Consider the following 15,955-nt stretch of genomic DNA (forward strand, 5'->3'; position numbering starts at 1 on the left):
CGCCCGCGAACACCGGCGGAGCCGGTGCCAGGCACCGCGTCGGATTCTTCGCGGGCACGCCCGCTCCCACAGGTACGGTGATGCCCTTCAGGCCTGCGCTATCCCTGTGGGAGCGGGTTTACCCGCGAAGGGGCCGGTGAGCCCGGCATCAATTCCAGGCCTTACTCGCGGTTCAACAGCAACTGGCTGAGCGCCCGGGTCATTTGCACGTTATGCACGGTATTGACCAACAACCCGATGCCCGGTTCGCCAGCGTTGGCGCAGATGTATTCGTCGAGGGTGTCCTCGATGCCAAGCAGCAACTGCGAGACGTATCGCAGTGCCTCGGGTGAGGGCAAGTCGTTGTTGATGGTGTAGAACGGGCGGGAGCCAGGTTTTACAGGTGGATCGGGCACAAGTTTATTCATTGCGTTTCCCTAGGTCGGTCAGGAGCTACCACCCCATTCCCTCTCACAGGATCGGGTGGCAGCCGTACGCGGGGTGAGAGACCGGAGACCTAGGAACCCGGCCAGGACCAAGCCTGCCCGCGCACAGCTACCGTTGAGGTTGCAACCAGATCAGCACGGGCTCTCACACCCGGTCGCCATTTTTGACGACCCGGGGAAATTAGCCCTGATGCTCCTGTTCAACAACAGAGAAACGGCTGCGGCGCGGGTAGGATAATTCCCAAGCTACTTCCAGCTGAAGCATTTGGTTTCAGGTTGAGAAAAGTCTTACATCTGAGGGGGCCAAGGCGAGGGCTTCGCCCTCGATCGCCGGCAAGCCAGCTCCCACAGGGATGGCACATGGCTTGCCGGCGAAAGGGCCGCAAAGCGGCCCCGGAAATCTCAACCCAGACAACGCGTCACATGCTTGACCGATTGGTAGGCCGACAACCCCCAAGGCCCCAGCTCACGCCCGATCCCGCTACCCTTGGTGCCACCCCACGAGGTCTCGACGAACACCGCCTGCACCGAGTTGATCCACACATGGCCAACCTCCAGCGCATCGGCCACCCGCTCGGCGCGCTCCAGGTCGGCGGAGCACACCGTAGCCACCAGCCCGAAGCGGCTATCGTTGGCCTCGGCAATCGCCTGTTCCTCGGTCGCAAAGCGACGCGCGCACAGCACTGGGCCAAAGATTTCCTCGGTCCACAGGCGGCTGTCTTTCGGCACATCGGCATACAGCGTCGGGCTGACGAACCAGCCATCACGGTCCAGCGCCTTGCCACCGGCCAGGCACTGCAGGCCTTCTTCCCGCGCCGTGGCAAAGTAGCCGGCCACCTTCAGCCACTGCGCCTGGCTGGTCAGCGGCCCCATTTCGACCTCTTCGGTCAATGGATTACCGACCCGTAGCTGTTCCAGTGCGGCCTGCAAACGCGGCAGCAATGCATCGGCAATGCCGTCCTGCACCAGCAGCCGCGAAGTGGCCGAGCACATCTGCCCGGCGTTCCAGGTGATGCCGGCGACGATCCATTCCACCGCCTGGCCCACGTCGCAATCATCGAACACCACGATCGCCGACTTGCCGCCCAGCTCCAGCGTCACCGGCCGGCACTGCGCCGAAGCGCTGCGCATTACCTGGCTGCCGACACTATTGCTGCCGGTGAACGACAGCTTGTCCAGGCCATTGTGGTTGCTCAGTGCAGCGCCGGTCTCGGCCTTGCCGTTGACGATGTTCAACACCCCGGCCGGCAGCCCCAGGGCATCGGCGATCTGGCCGTAGGCCTGTTCGATCAGCGGGGTGACTTCCGACGGCTTGAGCACCACGGTGCAACCGGCGGCCAGGGCCGGGGCGAGCTTCCAGGCGCTGGTCACCAGCGGGAAGTTCCACGGCACGATCAGGCCGACCACGCCCACCGGTTCCAGGCGGGTGCGAGCGCTGAAACCCGGCGCAGCCAACGGCACATCACGGTTCTTCGATGGCAGTTGCTCGGCCAGTTCGGCGTAGTAGCCGAAGGTGGCGATGGCGTCGTCCAGGTCGATTTCCGCCTCGTGACGTGGCTTGCCGTTGTTGCGCATCTGCAAGGCGATCAACGCTTCGCGGCGCTGCCCGAGCTGTTCGGCAAAGCCGCGCAGGTAGGCGGCGCGTTCGCTGGCGCTGGTGTTTTTCCAGGCGGGCAGGGCGCCACGGGCAGCGGTCACGGCCTGGTCTACCTGGGCGACGCTGGCAGCCATCAGTTCGGCAAACGGTTGCCCAAGGGCCGGGTCATTGACGCTGATGCAGTCGCTGCCCTGGCCTTCGACCCAGCGGCCGGCAATGTAGTGGGAAGTGGTCATGGTCGGTTTCCAGTCAGGCCATTTCGGCGGTGGTTACCGGCGTGTGCGCGGTGCTTTTGCAACGCACCCAACGCGGGCCCTGGGGGCCATACACGCCGGCAGGTTCGGGGAACAGATTGAGCAGCAGCAGGTACAGCACGCCGGCCAGCCCCAGGGTGACCGGCAGGCTCAGGTCGATGCCGCCGGCCAGGTCGCCCAGCGGGCCGACGAACTGCCCTGGCAGGTTGACGAAGCACAGGCCCACCGCCGCGCTGGGGATCCACGCCCCCATGCCGCGCCAGTTCCAGCCATGCAGGAACCAGTAGTGGCCGCCACGCTGGCCGCGGGTGAACACCTGCAGGTCGTCGGCATGGTAGAAGCCGCGACGGGTGATCAGGCCGAGGATCATGATCACCATCCACGGGCTGGTGCAGGTGATGATCAGCACGGCGAAGGTCGACACGCTCTGCACCAGGTTGAAGGTGAAGCGGCCGACGAAGATGAAGCCGATCGCCAGCACGCCGATCAGCAGTGTGGCGCCGGCACGGCTGAGCAGGCGTGGGAACACGCTGGACATGTCCAGGCCGGTGCCGTACAGCGCCGTGGTGCCGGTGGACATGCCGCCGATCACCGCAATCAGGCACACCGGCAGGAAGAACCAGCTTGGCGCCACCGCCAGCAGGCCACCGACGTAGTTGTTGGCGGCGATGTAGTCCGGCGCCTGGGTGGCCACCAGGGTGGCGGTGCACAGGCCGAACAGGAACGGGATCAGTGTCGCGCCCTGGGCCGCGATCACCGCCAGCATGATGCGCGCCTTGGGCGTTTCACGCGGGATGTAGCGCGACCAGTCGCCGAGGAACGCACCGAACGACACCGGGTTGCTCATGGCCAGGATCGCCGCACCGACGAATGCCGCCCAGAAGCCCGCCTGGCCGAGGTTTACGCTGCCCGCGTAACCGGCATCGAACGGCCCGGCAAAGGCAACGATGCCCAGCAGGAACAGCAGGCTCGAGGCCCACACGGCGATCTTGTTGACCCACAGCATGAAGCGGAAGCCGAAGATGCACACCACCAGCACCAGCACCGCGAACAGGCCATAGGCCAGGCCCAGGGTCAGGTCGGTTTCCGGCAGGCCGGCCAGGCGCTTGGCGCCGCCGACCAGGGCGTCGCCCGAGCTCCACACCGACAGCGAAAAGAACGCCACCGCGGTGAGCAGCGACAGGAACGAACCGACGATGCGCCCGTGCACGCCAAAGTGCGCCCCAGACGACACCGCGTTGTTGGTGCCGTTGAGCGCGCCGAACAGGCCCATGGGCGCGAGGATCAGCGCGCCCACGCCGACGCCGAGCAGGATCGCCCACACACCAGCCTGGAACGACAGCCCGAACAGCACCGGGAAGCTGCCCAGCACGGCCGTGGCGAAGGTATTGGCGCCGCCGAAGATCAGGCGGAACAGGTCCAGCGGGGAGGCGTCGCGTTGATCGTCGGGGATCTGTTCGACGCCGTTGGTCTCGATACCGGTCGAGTGGCTCATGGTGATGCTCCAGCGCGGTTGTTGTGGGCCGGCGCAATACGCGGGCCTTATTGTGGGTGCGATGGCAGGGCGGCAGGGCCGCGTAAATGGATGATCAGGCCGGCGATACGACCGACAGGTGCTCGTGGCAGGCCAGCCACCGTTCGCCGTGGCGGCGGAAGACGATGGTCTCGCGCTCGCTCAACTGGTGTTCTTCGCCGGCGATGTGGATGTGCGTGGCCACATCATGCATGAAGATCGCCACATCACCTTGCAGGCTCACCTGGGCATTGCCCGATTCGCAGGCGAGCACCGCAAACCCGTCGGCCTGCCACTGGGCCCAGAGTTGCTCGTAGGCATGGCGCGACAGCAGCGGTTGCGGCAGGGTGTGGAAAAGGAAGGTGGCGTCTTCGCTGAAGCAGGCGAAATAGCGAGCGGTGTCGTTGCTGGCGAACGCCGCAACGAGGTCGGCGGCGGCTTGCCGTACCTGGAGTGTCTGGTCCACGGGAGTGGCCTCACGGTTCTTGTGATTGTGGTGAAGCGATTCTGGTAGCGGTTGGCGAGGGGAAAAATCGCTGCGGGCAAATAATCAGTTCAGGAATTTGTGAAGTGATGGCTGCGCTTTCTTTACCCCCGCGTGATCTGTGGATTAAGGTGGCAGCTGATCCCCATGGGCTGTAGGCAATGAGCAATTACCAACCACCACTGACGGTGACCCCCCGCATTCTGGCTCTGGTTGCCGAAATCAGCGAGCAAGTGGGATTGTTGACTGCCTACCGTGATGGCGCGCTGACGCCACAGCTGCGCCGAGGCAACCGGATCCGCACCATCCAGGCATCGCTCGCCATCGAAAACAACACCCTGAGCGTGGAGCAGGTAACCGCTTTGCTGGATGGCAAGCGGGTTCTGGGCTTGCCACGTGAAATCCAGGAAGTCCGTAACGCGTTCGCGACCTACGATGCGATGCCTGGTTGGCGCGCTGAGTCCCAGGACGATCTGCTCACTGCGCACGGCATGCTGATGCATGGGCTTATAGATGACGCTGGCCGCTACCGGCGTGGAGGGGTGGGCATCTATCGCGGCACTCGCCTTCTGCATATGGCGCCACCGGCCAGTCGGGTGGCGACGCTGGTGCAGGATTTGTTGCACTGGCTCGCGAACAACGATTGGCATCCGCTGATTACCAGTTGTGTATTCCACTACGAGTTTGAATTCATCCACCCATTTGCTGACGGTAATGGGCGGATGGGACGGTTATGGCAGACCCTTCTCCTCAGCCAGTGGCGGCCGGTGTTGGCATACCTGCCGGTGGAAACCGTTATTCGTGAGCAGCAGGACGCTTACTACGCTGCCCTGGCCGCCGCCGACCAAGCTGCTGAAGCAACCCCATTTGTCGAGTTCATGCTCGAAGCCTTGTTGCGGGCGCTTATCGAAGCAGAAGACAGTGACCAAGTAACCGACCAAGTAACCGACCAAGTAACCGACCAAGTAGCGAGCCTCTTGAATGTGCTGCCTGCAGGCGTTGCTTTGAAGAGCAGCGAATTGATGCACCAGCTGGGCCTCTCGCACCGTGCCACATTCCGCAAGAGTTACTTGTACCCGGCACTCGCTGCCGGGTTGATCGAAATGACCGATCCCGAATCACCACGGAGCCCCAAACAGCAGTATCGGCGGGTTGCAAGGTAGGTTTCGCGCCGCGCACCTTGTGGGAGCGGGCGTGCCCGTACTCATAAGGCTGCACATAACTCATTGAATTAGCAGGGACCCTGTGGGAGCGGCTTTAGCCGCGAACACCGGCGCAGCCGGTGCCAGGCACCGCGTTGGATTCTTCGCGGCTAAAGCCGCTCCCACAGGGTATGCGGACCGCTTGCAAATTCGGCTCTCTACGCGACAGCGCAGCCCAAAGGGCTTTCCGCTATCCAGCTGTCATCTGACTGCAACGAATGTTCAGCAACCTTTCTGCCATCTCCCCGTGCCTCATTGCGAGTTCGAATGGGCCATCCCGCGCTGCATCTGCCACAGGACCACGACCTGTTCGGCCTGCTCTACGCCTTCGCCTTCCGTCCTGGCCAGCCGGGGCGCGAAATCGATTCGGCGCAGTTGTTGCGCACGCTTGGCCAGCCGCTGGAGCCTGGCGAGTTTCTGTGGGTACACCTGAACCTGGCCCATGCTGCCTGCGAGCGCTGGTTGCGCACCCACCTGCAGTTGCCCGAAGCCTTCTTCGAAACCCTGCGCGAAGGTTCGCGCTCGACCCGTATCGAACACGCCGACTCGGCGCTGCTGGCAGTGGTCAACGATGTGGTGTTCAACTTCGGCCTGGTGTCCTCGGACATCTCCACGCTGTGGGCCTGCGCCAGCAGCCAGTTGCTGGTGAGCGCTCGATTGCAGCCGTTGCATTCGGTGGACAAGCTGCGCTCGTCGGTCAAGCATGGCGAGCGCTTTCATTCGTCCATCGAGTTGCTGGTCCATCTGTTGCGCGACCAGGGTGATGTGCTGACCCAGATCGTGCGTGAAACCACCACCAGCGTCGACCGCATCGAAGACCAGTTGCTGTCTCAGCGCCTGAGCGACAACCGCGCCGAACTGGGCAGCATGCGCCGGGTGCTGGTGCGTCTGCAGCGCCTGCTGGCGCTGGAGCCGGGGGCGCTGCTGCGCCTGCTCAACCGGCCGCCCGACTGGCTGCAGGAACAGGACATACGCCAGCTGCGGGCGGCCACAGAAGAGTTCACCCTGGTGATCAGTGACCTCACCGCCCTGGGTGAGCGGATCAAGCTGCTGCAGGAAGAAATCGCCGCCAAGCTCAACGAACAGACCAACCGCACCCTGTTCACCCTGACCGTGGTGACCGTGCTGGCGCTGCCCATCAACATCATCGCCGGTTTCTTCGGCATGAACGTCGGGGGTGTGCCGCTGGCGGAAAACCCCCATGGTTTCTGGGTGCTGGTGGCCCTGGTGGCGACCTTCACCGTGCTGGTGGGGCGCTGGGCGTTTCGCAAGCGGCGCGAGTACTGAAGCGACAATCGTCGGTCAGTTCGCCTCCCGCACTGCACTGAGGAACGCCCGGGTCCGCTCCTGTTGCGGGTTTTCGTAGATCTGCGCCGGCGTCCCCTGTTCGTGGATCTGCCCCTTGTAGAAGAAGCACACCCGATCCGCGAACTCCCTGGCAAAGCCCATCTGATGCGTCACCATCAGCATGGTCAGGTTGTGCTCGCTGCCCAACCGGCGGATCACGTTCAGCACCTCGCCACACAGTTCCGGGTCCAGCGCCGAGGTCACTTCGTCGAACAGCATCACCTTGGGCCGCATCGCCAGCGCCCGGGCAATCGCCACGCGCTGTTGCTGGCCACCGGACAACTGCGACGGGTAATGCTCGAACTTGTTGCCCAGGCCAACCATCTCCAGCAGCTCGGCAGCCCGTTCGCGCGCCTCGGCCGGCTTCACGCCCAACACCTGGACCGGGGCCTCGATCACGTTCTGCAAGGCACTCATGTGCGGGAACAGGTTGAAGCTCTGGAACACCATGCCGATCTTCGCCCGCACTTTGCGCACATGGCGCTCGTTGGCGATGAGCTGCGCGCCGTTGCGCCCGGGCATGTGGGTGAGCGATTCGCCATCGACTTCGATCATGCCCTGGTCGATGCCCTCAAGCGTCATCAGTACCCGCAGCAACGTCGACTTGCCCGAGCCGCTGGGGCCGATGATCGCCACCTTTTCGCCGGGGGCGACATCGAGGTTGAGGCCGTCGAGCACGGTGAAGCTGCCGTAGCGTTTGGTCACGTCCTTGAAGCTGACGATCGGTTGGGCAATGGCCGGTGTGGGAATGTGGGTGTCCAGCGGCTGGGTGGCGGTAGCAGTGGCGAAGTGGGTCACAGGGGCGATCATCAGCGGAGCTCCAGGCGCACTTCAAGGCGCCGAACGAGGTAGGCCAGAGCGACGCTCAAGGCCAGGAAGAACAGACCGACCAGGGTGATCGGCTCGAGGTAGCGGAAGCTTTCGGAGCCGACGTTCTTGGCCTGCTGCATGATTTCCACCACGGTGATGGCCGACAGCACCGGGGTGTCCTTGAGCATGGCGATCAGGTAGTTGCCCAACGGCGGCAGGATCGGCCGAATCGCCTGGGGCAGGATGACTGCCCGGTAGGCGGTCCACGGCGCGAAGTTGAGGGCGACCACCGCTTCCCACTGGCTGCGCGCCACCGAGTCGAGGCCGCCGCGGTAAACCTCGGCCAGGTAACAGGCGTAGTGCACGCCGATACCGATGATGCCGGCCTGCATGGCCGTCATGTTGACCCCGTAGTTGGGCAGCACGTAGTAGAGGAAATACACCTGGATCAGCAGCGGCGTACTGCGGATGAACTCGATCAGCAATGCCACCGGCCACGACAGCCAGGCCTGGCGGCTGCGTCGGGCGATGGCCAGGAACAGGCCCAGCACCACTGCGATCAGGAAGCCAACCAAGGTGATGCCCAGGGTTTTCAGCGACGCCTGCAGCAAGTCGGGCAGGATTTGCGCGACGTAGTTCCAGTCCCAGAAATTCATGACAGGCTCCCCCGCAGGCGACCGCGGCTCAGGCGGCGTTCGACCCGACGCATGAGGAAGTTGATGACCTGCGCCAGGACGAAGTAGAGCAGCAGGGTGAGGCTGAAGATTTCCAGGGTCTGGAAGGTCGCCTGGTCCAGTTGACGGGCGCGGAAGCTAAGGTCCGACAGGGTGATCAGCGACACCAGCGAGGTGTTCTTCAGCAGTTCGATCAGCAGGTTGGTGCCAGGTGCGATGGCCGCCAGCAATGCCTGCGGCAGGATGATCCGCCGGAAGCGGGTGGTGGCGGGCATGTTCAGCGCGGTGCAGGCTTCGTACTGCCCCTTGGCCACCGAGCTGATCGCCCCGCGCATCACTTCGGCACCGTAGGCACCGATATGCAGCCCGAGGCCGACGATGGCCACGGTGTAGGCGCTGAGTTCGAGGTTGAACGGTGGCAGCGGCAATACGAAGAACAGCCAGAACAACTGCACCAGCAACGAGGTGCCGCGGAACAGTTCGATGTAGGCCACGCACAGCCAGCTCAATGGCCGCCATGACGAACGCCGGCCAAGGGCGGCGAGGATCGCGGCGACGATGGCTAGCAGCGAGCCGAAGAAGGTGACCTGGATGGTGATCCAGGCGCCTTGCAGTAACAACGGTATCAATTCACCCATGGTTCGACCTGAATAATCGGATTACACAGGGAATGGCACGGCAAGCGCCATGCCACCTCGATTCACTGCTGGGCACAGAGCTCGGCGGCGGTCTTGTCAGTCACGTTGCTGCGGTCGAAGCCGAACGGCGCGACGGTCTTCAGATGCTCCTCGCTGCCCAGCCACTTCTTCATCTCGGCGTTGACCGCGTCGCGCAGGGCTTTGTCCTCGGGGCGGAAGGCCAGGGCACCGTAGCCGGTGTGGGCCGGGTCATCGGTGAAGTCGCTGATCGCCTCGACCTTGTCGCCACCCTTTTTTGCCAGGCCCTTCATGGTCAGCTGGGTGCCCACGGCAGCATCGGCGCGGCCGGCGCGCACGGCCTGCAACTGGGCTGTGGTGTCCGGCACCTGAAGGATCTGCGCATCCGTGATGCCGGAGTCGCGGGCATAGGCGAGGTTGACCGTGCCGGCCATGATCGCCAGCTTCACGTCCGGGTTCCTGGCGATGTCGGCGTAGCTGTGCAGGTTCTTCGGATTGCCCTGTGCCACCAGCAGGGTGTCGGGCAGGGCGTACTGCGGGTCGGTGAAGATCACCTGCTTGCAGCGTGCCGGGGTGATGTACATGCCGGCGGCAATCACATCGAAGCGCCCGGCGCGCAAGCCCGGGATCAACGAACCCCACTCGGTGAGCACGCCATCGACCTGTTTGATGCCCATCTTTTCGAAGATGATCTTGGCGATTTCCGGTGACTCCCCGGTTACCCGGCCATCGGTCTCGGTGAAGGCGAACGGGGTTTCGTTGGCGTAGCCGATGCGGATGTGGCTGCTTTCCTTGATTTCGTCCAGGCTGGCGGCCTGGGCGCTGGCAAGCACACCGAAGGTGGCACAGGCCATCAGCATGCGCTGGAAGGGGCGTGGAACGTTGAAAGGCTGGCTCATCAATGAAGCTCCTGTTTGTTATAAAAACCGTCGTCGACGGCTCTGTGTTAGGAGGCAGTGGAGCAAAACAGCGAAAGCAGGTCGGTCTTTTGTTCGAAGCTGCCGGGCAGCGGGAGTTCGACCTTGGGCCGAGCATACAAAAGCTGAAACGGCCATTGCATTGCACTAGGACAATTGCCCGAAGCACTTGTACGGGGGATGCTGTGACCCTGGCCCCGGCAAGTGAAGCGAACATCATGATGCACAGTTGGAAGGCAGCCCTGGACGCCGCCCGCATCGGCGAGTCCAAATACAAGATCCTGGTCCAGGCCGTCACCGGCGAGATCGAGCGCGGCGTATTGGTACATGACCAGCGCCTGCCACCGCAGCGGCAGGTAGCCGATGCCCTGGGCATCAGCGTGCAGACCGTGACCAATGCCTACAAGGAACTGGAGCGCCAAGGCCTGGTGCGTTGCGAGATCGGCCGTGGCAGTTTCGTCAGCCGGCGCATGAGCGACCGTGTGTCGGATGACATCATCGACCTGCCCGAGCGAACCCTGGTCGACTTCTCCATCACCCGCATCCTGCACACCCAGGTGCATGAGCGCATCTGGCGCGACACCTGCGCCGAGCTGGCCGTGGAAGAGGAGCAGCCGTGGATCCATGCCTACCGCCCCATCGCCGGTTTCGAGAGCCACCGCGAGGCCGCGGTGCGCTGGCTTGCCGGCCTGGGCATGCAGGTCGAGCGTGACGATGTACTGGTCACCAACGGCGCCGCCCACGCCATCTTCCTGGCCCTGGCCTCGCTGGCCGGGCCGGATGATGTGGTGCTGTGCGAGGGGTTGACCGACCATGGCGTGATCGGCAATTCACAGGTGCTCGGTTTCACCCTCAAAGGCCTGGAGATGGACCGTGAGGGCATCAACCCGGAGCATTTCGAGGACATCTGCAGCAACGAGCGGGTGACCGCGCTGGTGTGCACACCCAACCTCAACAACCCGACCGTCAGCCTGATGCCCGACAGCCGGCGCCAGGAGATTGCCGAAATTGCCCGGCGCTTTGGTGTGCATATCATCGAAGATGACGTTTACGGGCCGCTACTGGGTGGCAGCCATGCCAGGCCGCTCAGTTCCTATGCGCCGGAGCTGTCGTTCTACTGCACCAGCATGACCAAGTCGGTGCTTACCGGCCTGCGCGTGGGCTACCTGGCCATGCCCAAGCGCCTGGCGCTGCGCACCGAGAGCATCTTGCGGGTCAACAGCTGGATGGCCACGCCCTTGGTGGCGGAAATTGCATCGCGCTGGATCAACGATGGGCGCGCGGCGCAGCTGGTGGCGCTGCAGCGCACCTTGCTGGGCGAGCGTCAGGCGTTGTTGCGTGAGTACCTGGGGGATTATGTGCGTGGTCAGCACGCGCATGCCCTGGGGGCGTGGCTGAACATTCCCGAACGCTGGGAAGTGGACAGCCTGGTGCGTGCCTTGCGCCGCCGGCAGATTGCGGTGACGCCGCCGGAGCCGTTCCTGGTGCGCGGTACACCGCGGCCACGGGCCGTGCGCTTGTGCGTGGGCGCCGAGTGTTCCGAGGCAAAGCTGCGCCAGGCCTTTGGCGATATGCGGGAGTTGTTCGGGCAGTATCCGCAGATCCACGAGCTTTGAGCGGCCTGTACCGGCCTCTTCGCGGGTAAACCCGCTCCCACAGGTTCCGTGCGAGGTTCAGGAAATGCGCGATTCCTGTGGGAGCGGGTTTACCCGCGAAGAGGACGCTGCAGGCAAAAACAAATTCCCCGGCAAATTGCCCTAGTACATTCATCACGACAATTTTCGCCTCATACACTCCGCCCAACATCAGCTCACTTGTTGGGTCCCGGTCATGTCAGCGCTCTCGCTTCACGATCTCTACCTCGCCCGCCAGCGTATCCACGGCCTGGTGCGCAGCACGCCGCTGGAGCTTTCCCCCAGCCTGTCGCGGCACCTGGGCACGCCGGTCTACCTGAAGCTCGAAGCCCTGCAGACCACCGGCAGCTTCAAGCTGCGCGGCGCCAGCAATGCCATCGCCGCACTCAGCGCTGAACAACGCGCTTGCGGCGTGGTTACGGCCTCCACCGGTAATCACGGACGGGCGGTGGCCCACGCTGCTGCGCAACTGGGCGTGAAGGCAACCGTGTTTCTTTCGCAACTGGTGCCAGCCAACAAGGTCCAGGCCATCCGCGACCTGGGCGCCGAAGTGTGCATCGTCGGCCACTCCCAGGACGATGCCCAGCAGGCCGCGCAACAACATGCCGAGCAACAGGGTGCAACGCTGATTCCACCTTTCGATCACCCTCAGGTCATCGCCGGCCAGGGCACGCTGGGCCTGGAAATCATCGAGCAGTTGCCCGAGGTGGAGCAGGTGCTGATTCCGCTCTCCGGTGGTGGCCTGTTCGCGGGTGTGGCGTTGGCCATGAAAAGCATCAAGCCGGCGATCACCACCCACGGCATCAGCATGCAGCGCGGTGCGGCGATGTACGCCAGCCTGCAGGCCGGCAGGCCAGTCGAGGTAGAGGAGCTGCCGACACTCGCCGACTCGCTTGGCGGCGGCATCGGCCTGGGCAACCAGCACACCTTGAGCATGACCCAGCGTCTGCTCGACCAACTCCACCTGCTGCCGGAAGCGTCGATCGCCAATGGCATGCGCCACGCCTACCAGCACGAACGGTTGGTACTCGAAGGTGCCGGCGCAGTCGGCATCGCCGCGCTGCTCGACGGCCTGGTGACGGCTCGCGGCCCGGTCGTGGTGGTGGTCAGCGGGCGCAACGTCGACAGCGCACAGCATCAGCGCGTCCTCAACGGCGGCGACGCCTGAAATTCACGTTTCCTTCACTGGAGGTATTCGAATGCCGGCCATCACCTTGCTCAGCGAAGCCGACCTGCGTAGCTGCATCACCCTCGACCGCAACGCGATCGATGCCATCGAACAGGCCTTTGCCCTGCTTGCCGCGGCCAAGGTGGCGATGCCGCCGATCCTGCGCCTGGATGTGCCCGAGCACAACGGCGAGGTGGACGTGAAAACCGCCTACCTGCCAGGGCTGGAGCGTTTCGCGATCAAGGTCAGCCCGGGCTTTTTCGACAACCCCAAGCTTGGCCTGCCCAGCCTCAACGGCATGATGATGCTGCTGTCGGCCCGCACTGGCCTGCTCGATGCCTTGCTCCTCGACAACGGCTACCTCACCGCCGTGCGCACCGCTGCAGCCGGTGCGGTAGCTGCACGCTGGCTGTCGCGGCAGGACAGCCGCAGCGTGGCCTTGATCGGCAGTGGCGAACAGGCACGCCTGCAGCTGCAGGCACTGCGCCTGGTGCGGCCGATCGAGCAGGTCAAGGTGTGGGGGCGCGATGCGCAGAGAACCGCAGCGTTATGTGATGACCTGGGGCGTGATGGGCAACTGCAGGTACAGGCCTGCGACAGTGTCGACCAGGCCATGCAGGCGGTCGATATCGCCATCACCTGCACCCCCAGCCGCGAGCCGCTGATCCAGCCGCATCACCTGCAACCGGGGCTGCACATCACTGCCATGGGCTCGGATGCCGAGCACAAGAACGAGATCGCGCCCACGGCCCTGGCCCGGCTCGACCGTTATGTCGCCGACCGCCTGAGCCAGACCCGCGTGCTGGGCGAACTGCACCACGCATTGCGCGCTGGCGCGGTCAGCGAGCAGGCCGTTCATTCCGAGCTGGGCCAGATCATCGCCGGCCTGCACCCGGGTCGTGTGCAGGCCGAAGAGGTCACCCTGTGCGACCTGACCGGCACCGGGGCCCAGGACACCGCCATCGCCAACCTTGCCTTCGAACGCGCAATCGCCGCCCACAAAGGCCTGGCGTTTCACAGCTGACAGTTTTCACAACCCACTCACAAGAAGGGCATCCGTATGTCACAGACAGTGGTCAACCTGCCGTTCGGTCGGCAGGAGTACGCCCAGCGCCTGGCCAAGACCCGAGCTGCCATGCAGGCACAGGGCCTGGAGCTTTTGCTGGTTACCGATCCATCGAACATGGCCTGGCTCACCGGCTATGACGGCTGGTCGTTCTACGTGCACCAGTGCGTGCTGCTGGCGCTCGATGGCGAGCCGATCTGGTTTGGCCGCGGCCAGGACGCCAATGGCGCAAGGCGCACGGTGTTCATGCAGCACGACAACATCGTCGGCTACCCGGACATCTATGTGCAGTCACGCGAGCGCCACCCGATGGACTACCTGTGCCAGGAGGTGATTCTGGCCAAGGGCTGGGGCGGCCTGAGCATCGGCGTGGAGATGGACAACTACTACTTCAGCGCGGCGGCCTACCAGGCGCTGTGCAAGCACCTGCCACAGGCGCGTTTCAGCGATGCCGCCGGGCTGGTCAACTGGCAGCGGGCGGTCAAGTCGCCGCAGGAAATCGAATACATGCGTATCGCTGCGCGCATCGTCGAACAGATGCACGGGTGCATCCTCGAACGCATCGAGCCCGGCATGCGCAAGAACGAGCTGGTGGCCGAGATCTACCGCAGCGGCATCCTCGGTGTCGATGGCCATGGCGGCGACTACCCGGCCATCGTGCCATTGTTGCCGACCGGCGCAGATGCCAGCGCGCCGCACCTTACCTGGGACGATTCACCGTTCACCCGCGGCGCCGGCACGTTCTTCGAGATTGCCGGCTGCTACAAGCGCTACCACTGCCCGCTGTCGCGCACCGTGTACCTGGGCAAGCCGCCGCAACACTTTCTCGATGGCGAAAAGGCGGTGGTCGAAGGTATCGCGGCCGGCCTCGATGCCGCGCGGCCAGGCAATACCACCGGTGACATCGCCAGGGCGTTTTTCCGCGTGCTGGAGAAGTTCGGCATATACAAGGACAGCCGCTGTGGTTACCCGATCGGTATCAGCTACCCGCCAGATTGGGGCGAGCGCACCATGAGCCTGCGCCCGAGCGACACCAGCGTGCTGCAACCGGGCATGACCTTCCACTTCATGCCGGGGCTGTGGATGGATGACTGGGGCCTGGAGATCACCGAAAGCATCCTCATCACCGAGACCGGGGTCGAGACCCTGTGCAACGTGCCGCGCCAGCTGTTCGTGAAGGACTGACCCATGAATGCGATCGCACAGGCCGCCGCCACGGTGGCCAACCCCATCACCTGTACCTTGGATTTCGAGCAGGACGGCGTGCAGCACGGCTTCCTCAAGCTGCCGTACTCGCGTGACGACTCGGCCTGGGGTGCGGTGATGATTCCGCTGACGGTGGTCAGGAACGGCAATGGCCCGACAGCCTTGCTCACGGGCGGCAATCACGGTGACGAATACGAAGGCCCGGTGGCGCTGAGCAAGCTGGCCCAGCAGCTGCAGGCCGGGCAGGTAAGCGGGCGGGTGATCATCGTGCCGTTCATGAACACACCGGCGTTCCAGGCGGGCACCCGCACCTCGCCGATCGACCGGGGCAACCTCAACCGCAGCTTCCCTGGCCGGCCTGATGGCAGCGTGACGGAAAAGATCGCCGACTATTTCCGCCGCACCTTGCTGCCGTTGGCCGATATCGTCCTGGACATCCACTCCGGTGGTCGCACCCTCGATTTCCTGCCGTTCGCTGCATGCCATGTGCTGCCCGACAAGGCCCAGCAGGCCCGTTGTGAAGCCGGCATGCAGGCCTTCGCCGCGCCCTACAGCATGCGCATGCTCGAACTGGATGCGCAGGCGATGTACGACACCGCGGCAGAAGAGCAGGGCAAGGTGTTCATCACCACCGAACTGGGCGGTGGTGGCACCTCTACGGCGAAAAGCGTGGCCCTGGCGGAGCGCGGCGTGCGCAATGTGCTGATCCACGCCGGCATCCTCGCCGGCGAAGTGGAGCAGGGCGAGACAACCCTGCTGGACATGCCCGATGGCGATTGCTTCATCGCCAGCGAGCACGACGGATTGCTGGAGATGTGCCGCGACCTGGGAGAAACGGTCAGCCAGGGTGAGGTGATCGCCCGTATCCATGACATCCGCCGCACCGGCAGCGCCCCGGTCGAGTACCGCGCTCGACGCAATGGCTTGCTCGCAGCCCGGCACTTTCCCGGCCTGGTGCAGTGCGGCGACACCCTGGCGGTGATCGCCGACGTACTGGCCTGA

General features: G+C 64.2%; 15 protein-coding genes. 7 read left to right on the forward strand and 8 right to left on the reverse strand.

The window, feature by feature from the left end; translation table 11 throughout:
* Nucleotides 1-161 precede the first annotated feature (161 nt).
* The 4 genes from ABX298_RS14320 to ABX298_RS14335 form a co-directional block, all read right to left on the reverse strand.
* Nucleotides 162-407, reverse strand: coding sequence for a hypothetical protein (locus ABX298_RS14320; protein ID WP_075043733.1), 246 nt, complete (start codon nt 405-407; stop codon nt 162-164).
* A gap of 420 nt (nt 408-827) precedes the next feature.
* The gene (locus ABX298_RS14325) at nt 828-2,258 is read right to left on the reverse strand and encodes an aldehyde dehydrogenase family protein (protein ID WP_367393253.1); all 1,431 of its coding nucleotides are present in this window, start codon (nt 2,256-2,258) and stop codon (nt 828-830) included.
* A 13-nt stretch (nt 2,259-2,271) separates the two neighbouring features.
* The gene (locus ABX298_RS14330; RefSeq protein ID WP_046616768.1) at nt 2,272-3,771 is read right to left on the reverse strand and encodes a cytosine permease; all 1,500 of its coding nucleotides are present in this window, start codon (nt 3,769-3,771) and stop codon (nt 2,272-2,274) included.
* A gap of 94 nt (nt 3,772-3,865) precedes the next feature.
* Nucleotides 3,866-4,255, reverse strand: coding sequence for a nuclear transport factor 2 family protein (locus ABX298_RS14335; RefSeq protein ID WP_286101016.1), 390 nt, complete (start codon nt 4,253-4,255; stop codon nt 3,866-3,868).
* A gap of 179 nt (nt 4,256-4,434) precedes the next feature.
* Here ABX298_RS14335 and ABX298_RS14340 point away from each other — a divergent pair, with 179 nt between their 5' ends.
* Together ABX298_RS14340 and ABX298_RS14345 are read left to right on the forward strand one after the other, a co-directional pair.
* Nucleotides 4,435-5,436, forward strand: coding sequence for a Fic family protein (locus ABX298_RS14340; RefSeq protein ID WP_286101017.1), 1,002 nt, complete (start codon nt 4,435-4,437; stop codon nt 5,434-5,436).
* 306 nt (nt 5,437-5,742) lie between these two features.
* Nucleotides 5,743-6,762 (forward strand): transporter, encoded by a 1,020-nt coding sequence (locus ABX298_RS14345; protein WP_024086247.1) that lies wholly within the window; start codon nt 5,743-5,745, stop codon nt 6,760-6,762.
* A gap of 15 nt (nt 6,763-6,777) precedes the next feature.
* Here the strand turns inward: ABX298_RS14345 and ehuA are convergent, their stop codons facing one another.
* The 4 genes from ehuA to ehuB form a co-directional block, all read right to left on the reverse strand.
* A complete protein-coding gene (gene ehuA, locus ABX298_RS14350) occupies nt 6,778-7,632 on the reverse strand; it encodes an ectoine/hydroxyectoine ABC transporter ATP-binding protein EhuA (RefSeq protein ID WP_367393254.1) in 855 nt (284 codons plus the stop codon).
* A complete protein-coding gene (ehuD, locus tag ABX298_RS14355) occupies nt 7,632-8,288 on the reverse strand; it encodes an ectoine/hydroxyectoine ABC transporter permease subunit EhuD (RefSeq protein WP_003256382.1) in 657 nt (218 codons plus the stop codon). The genes ehuA and ehuD overlap by 1 nt, the downstream gene beginning before the upstream one ends.
* On the reverse strand, nt 8,285-8,944 hold the full coding sequence (gene ehuC / locus ABX298_RS14360; RefSeq protein ID WP_015268921.1) for an ectoine/hydroxyectoine ABC transporter permease subunit EhuC: 660 nt from the start codon (nt 8,942-8,944) through the stop codon (nt 8,285-8,287). The genes ehuD and ehuC overlap by 4 nt, the downstream gene beginning before the upstream one ends.
* 62 nt (nt 8,945-9,006) lie before the next feature.
* Nucleotides 9,007-9,861, reverse strand: a complete 855-nt coding sequence (gene ehuB / locus ABX298_RS14365) for an ectoine/hydroxyectoine ABC transporter substrate-binding protein EhuB (RefSeq protein ID WP_367393255.1) — start codon at nt 9,859-9,861, stop codon at nt 9,007-9,009.
* A gap of 239 nt (nt 9,862-10,100) precedes the next feature.
* Between ehuB and ABX298_RS14370 the strand changes: the two genes are divergently transcribed.
* From ABX298_RS14370 to doeB, 5 genes are all read left to right on the forward strand, one after another.
* Nucleotides 10,101-11,495, forward strand: a complete 1,395-nt coding sequence (locus ABX298_RS14370; RefSeq protein WP_025337665.1) for a PLP-dependent aminotransferase family protein — start codon at nt 10,101-10,103, stop codon at nt 11,493-11,495.
* A gap of 214 nt (nt 11,496-11,709) precedes the next feature.
* Nucleotides 11,710-12,681, forward strand: a complete 972-nt coding sequence (gene eutB, locus ABX298_RS14375) for a hydroxyectoine utilization dehydratase EutB (protein ID WP_085593268.1) — start codon at nt 11,710-11,712, stop codon at nt 12,679-12,681.
* A 31-nt stretch (nt 12,682-12,712) separates the two neighbouring features.
* Nucleotides 12,713-13,705 carry an ectoine utilization protein EutC gene (eutC, locus tag ABX298_RS14380; RefSeq protein WP_367393256.1) on the forward strand — a complete coding sequence of 331 codons (993 nt, stop codon included), beginning with the start codon at nt 12,713-12,715 and terminating at the stop codon, nt 13,703-13,705.
* Between the two features lie 36 nt (nt 13,706-13,741).
* Nucleotides 13,742-14,932, forward strand: a complete 1,191-nt coding sequence (doeA, locus tag ABX298_RS14385; protein WP_367393257.1) for an ectoine hydrolase DoeA — start codon at nt 13,742-13,744, stop codon at nt 14,930-14,932.
* A gap of 3 nt (nt 14,933-14,935) precedes the next feature.
* Nucleotides 14,936-15,955 (forward strand): N(2)-acetyl-L-2,4-diaminobutanoate deacetylase DoeB, encoded by a 1,020-nt coding sequence (gene doeB / locus ABX298_RS14390; protein ID WP_025337669.1) that lies wholly within the window; start codon nt 14,936-14,938, stop codon nt 15,953-15,955.

The sequence above is a fragment of the Pseudomonas sp. X4 genome (assembly GCF_040784925.1).
Lineage (GTDB): Bacteria > Pseudomonadota > Gammaproteobacteria > Pseudomonadales > Pseudomonadaceae > Aquipseudomonas > Aquipseudomonas putida_Z.